Genomic DNA, 2,605 nt, shown 5'->3' with positions numbered 1-2,605 from the left:
CCTGGCCCGGCGCCGCGAGCAGGACCCCCAGCGCCGCGGCCAGAACGGCGCCCGCCAGGGCCCCCGCCGCCGCCGGACCCAGCCGCAGCAGCCGCCGCGGACGGTAGGCCTCGGCCGCGGCGAGAATGATGGCGGCGGAGATGGCGGCGGCGACCGCGGTCACGGCGGCATGATGCGGCGCGAATTCCGTCCGCGGCCAGGACCGGAACGCCGCCAGCCACAGGCTGCAGGCCAGAAGGATCGCGTCGGCCGCCGCCATGGTGACGATCACCGAGATCGGCGAAATCGGCCGGGTTCTCAGATGTCGGGCCACCTGGGTGGCGGTATCGGTCAGATCGTCCACGGGCAGATCCTGCGCTGTCTCGCGGATCTGCCTAGCCTCCCCGCATGAAGGCGGGATTAAGGGCGGAGCGCGTCCCGGCCGGTGGCCGGGCGGGATCAGCCGGTGCTGCGCCGTGCGGGCTCCGCCGATGCCAGAAGCGCGGACCAGGCGGAGACGCTGCGGGCCGCGGCCTGCCGGGCCTTGAGATGCGGGCTTGGCGGGTGGCGGGCATCCGCGGCCAGCCCGGACAGCGCCTGGCTCCAGGCGGCGGCGGTCATGACGGGGACCCGGACGGCACCGTCTGCGACATGCTCGGGCAGCCCGTCGACCGGTGCGACCAGCACCGGCCGCCCGGCCGCCATGGCCTGGACGGCCAGCAGGCCGAAAGGGTCCCAGCGCGAGGGGATGGCTACCGCGTCGCAGGCGGCCAGCGCGGCGGGGACACCGCCGGCCGGCATCGCTGCGATGCCGATGCGCGCATCCCCGGCCGCCGCGCGGCGCAATGCCGCCTCCATCGGACCCGCCCCGATCAGCTGCAGCCGCGGCGCCCCGGGCGTGGCGGGCAGGGCGCGGAAGGCCTCCACCAGCAGGTCGAAACCCGATTGCCGGTCGAACCGGCCGATGGCGCCGATCACCTGCGGGGGCAGTCGCGGGCGGGGCAGGTCGGGCAGCGCCTCCAGCAGCGCGCAGGGCGGCACGACCCGGGGCGGGGGGCCGGAGGTCAGCGCATGGCGCTGCATCCATGCCGCCTGGGCGGGACTGACGGCGGCCACCTCGTCGAACAGCGCGTAGCCGGTGCGCAGCAGCGCGCGGAACCGCTGCCGCGCGGTGACCCGGGAGGCGACATAGCCTTCGCAATAGCGGTGCTCGACATGGATCAGGCGCAGCCGCGCGGCCCGGGCCCGCAATCCGACCAGCCCCGGCAGGCCGCGCCAGCTCAGCGGCAGGTGCGAGACGACGACATCGGCCTCGGCCATGCGCGGCGACCAGGGCCGGTGATGCGGCACCAGGGCGACCTCGTGCCGGGCCATCGCGGCCAGGCCCGGCTCGCCGGTGAGGAATTCGCGCCAGGGCGCGCTGTCTTCGGGCGCGGCGGCATCGGCAAGGTGGAGCACGCGCAGCATCGGGTCGGGGCCTCCGGGCCGTGTCAGGATGCCGGGCGGGTGCCGGTCCGGGCAGCCAGCGACGCGGCAATCGTGGTCAGGGTGCCGGCCGGATCCTGAAGGAGCGGCCGGGGCGAAGCGGCAAGGGATTCCCCCAGCCGCGCCCGCGCCTTGCGTGCATCCCCGGCGGCAAGCGCGGCCTGCGCCCGGTGCCGCAGCTGCCAGGCGCGGGCATCCGCATCGTGCCGTGCCGCGTGGCGGGGCGCAAGCCCGTGCAGGCTGTCGCGCACCCGCGTCCAGCCGGAGGCCTGCAGCCCGTCCTCGGCCGGGACCGGCCGGTGAAGCGCCAGGCAGTCGGGGATCATCGCGGCCTCCCAGTCGGTGGCCAGCAGCAGCCGCAGCCAGCATTCGGTATCGGCGAAGGCGCCGGCGGCCTCGTCGAACCACCAGTCGCGCAGGCATTCGCCCGGCGGACGCCAGGAGATCGCCGCCAGCGCCTCGCGGCGGATCATCGCCGCCGGACGCAGCAGGGCGGCATCGAGGCTGAGCAGGCGCGGGGGCCGCACCCGCCCCGCGCGGGGCAGGCGTGCCGCGGTTTCCGCGCCCAGAACCGCCGTGCCCGACAGGCTCAGACCGGTGCGGGGGGCGGCGTCCAGATGGCGCAGATGCGCGGCCAGCTTGCCGGGCCGCCACAGGTCGCCCGCATCGCAGAAGCCGATGATCTCGCCGCGGGCGGCGGCGATCCCGGCATTGCGGGCCCCGGCACGGCCGCGCCGGGGCTGCTGGATCAGCCGCACCCGGCGGTCGCCGGTGCTGCGCGCCACGGCCGCGGTCCGGTCCTGCGAGCCGTCATCGACGACGATCACTTCCAGATCGCTCTCGGTCTGGACAAGCAGGCTGCGCAGGGTTTCGCCGAGCGTTGCGGCGGCGTCCTGCGCCGAGACGACGAGGCTGGCGATGGGCACGGAGGTCTTTCCGTCAGGCGGCGAAGAGGGATCGGCGCAGGCCGAGGGGAAGCAGCGGCGCGACCAGGGCGCCGCCGAGCGTCGAAAGCGCGCGGCCGGGCCGCGAGAAGAATCCCGCCGGGCTGGCCAGGATGCCCGACAGGGCCAGAAGCAGCGCCCGGGCGCCGGGATGGCCGCGGCGCAGAGCGCGGCGCGCCTGATGGCGCAGATGCGCG

The 2,605-nt window shown here is 76.2% G+C and carries 3 protein-coding genes and 1 pseudogene; all 4 read right to left on the bottom strand.

What is annotated here, in order from left to right; translation table 11 throughout:
* Positions 1 to 343: hypothetical protein (locus ICN82_RS21055; RefSeq protein ID WP_193187287.1), on the bottom strand; the 343-nt coding region annotated here is incomplete at its 3' end.
* 95 nt (positions 344 to 438) lie between these two features.
* On the bottom strand, positions 439 to 1,446 hold the full coding sequence (locus ICN82_RS21050) for a glycosyltransferase family 4 protein (protein ID WP_193187284.1): 1,008 nt from the start codon (positions 1,444 to 1,446) through the stop codon (positions 439 to 441).
* Between the two features lie 23 nt (positions 1,447 to 1,469).
* On the bottom strand, positions 1,470 to 2,390 hold the full coding sequence (locus ICN82_RS21045) for a glycosyltransferase family 2 protein (protein ID WP_193187281.1): 921 nt from the start codon (positions 2,388 to 2,390) through the stop codon (positions 1,470 to 1,472).
* Between the two features lie 13 nt (positions 2,391 to 2,403).
* Positions 2,404 to 2,605, bottom strand: a pseudogene (locus tag ICN82_RS21040) (glycosyltransferase family 2 protein); the annotation flags it as partial.

The organism is Mangrovicoccus algicola (assembly GCF_014903745.1).
Classification (GTDB): Bacteria; Pseudomonadota; Alphaproteobacteria; order Rhodobacterales; family Rhodobacteraceae; genus Mangrovicoccus; species Mangrovicoccus algicola.
Note: the sequence above shows the minus strand (reverse complement) of the source record. Positions and strands in the feature narration are given on the sequence as shown.